The organism is Paenisporosarcina sp. P5_A11 (assembly GCF_056400705.1).
In genome coordinates this window covers 1-1,278 of sequence record NZ_JBFUKT010000354.1, presented here as the reverse complement: position 1 = coordinate 1,278, position 1,278 = coordinate 1, and the positions used below count along the sequence as shown (strand labels likewise).

The following is a 1,278-nucleotide window of genomic DNA, read 5'->3' as shown; positions in this document are numbered from 1 at the left end:
CGAATGAATTATCGTTGAAATTTGTTGAACTATCGGTTCCATCTAGTTTGATTGCGTTTAAATTGACGCACATCTTTGAATTTTGCCCAATAATCAAATTATTGTTCCCTTGCTCTTTCCATTGGACGAGGCCAGTTTTACCGCTATTACCCATAACCACTATCGTTGTATCAGTTAAGTTCACTCCATTATGCATTTCGATTGATCTAGTTATAACGGTATTACCTGAACTTTGATTCATATTATTCAATTCAAAAAAACCGTCTATATAGAAAATTGAATCTTTTAGTTGATTGGCATTTCCCGCATTTAATACTCCGTTGGGAGGTTTAATATAAATTGGAACATCCTGTCCGTCAAAACCACTGAAATTACAATTCGAGTTCGCTCCTATAGCCGAGCAGTAATTGGTTACCTTTATGATAATTTCACTTTCTGCGGGGATTTCCGACAAAAACTTTTCTAATTCATTGCCAATATATGTACAGGTACCACTTGGATTTGATGTTGCTGGAGTTGTACAGATTCTATTAGTATCGTTTGGTGGTTCGAAAATATCGCTAACTGCGCCATCAGAATAGCTTATGATAGGAGTTTTATTCACTGAGAGAAAATCAGGTGAGCCAATATTCAATTCTGAGCGTATTTTTTTTGACACTTGAGAACCCATAGATCCTTGTACATCAATATTCAGGATGACATCGGAATTTTTCGTTGATTTAACTGCTTCAATTTTAGATATTTTATATTTAAGATTTCTCTCTTCATTGACTTTGCGCTCTGTCAAATTAACTTTCGATGCAAGATTTGCTGTATTTAATTGCGCCATAAACTTACTCGGCTGCAGTTTTTTCGTTTCATCGATTTCGCAATCCAATAATTCAACAAATTTTGAAGCTATTAAATAAGGTTGGCACGCACTATAAAATTGTCCTGTTTTTGAATAACTCCTACCACTATAATGTTCCGCTAAAGAAATATTAAATCTACTCTTAATGTTATCCAACTCCGATTGAACAGTAGGAATAAATTTCTGTGCCTCAAGCTCAACTAGATTCTCTACATTTTTAGTGTAATATTGACTGCCCATTTCCGCTGCGACCACTACCTGATTTGAATTGTCGACCGTCTGTTCTTGTCGGCTATGGTTTAAGGATGTAGAAATGAATATTGTTGAGAGAACTAAAAAAAAGACAACTAAAAGCAGAGTAATTAAAAGTGCATAACCATGACTATTTAAAAGAATTTTCTTCATTCTTGACTCTCCCAACCTAATAA

The 1,278-nt window shown here is 34.7% G+C and carries 1 protein-coding gene; it reads right to left on the bottom strand.

The genetic code is table 11. From position 1 onward, the window contains the following. On the bottom strand, positions 1-1,255 hold a 1,255-nt coding region (locus AC1DOS_RS20190; protein ID WP_477538919.1), incomplete at its 3' end, for a hypothetical protein. Between the last annotated feature and the right edge of the window lie 23 nt (positions 1,256-1,278).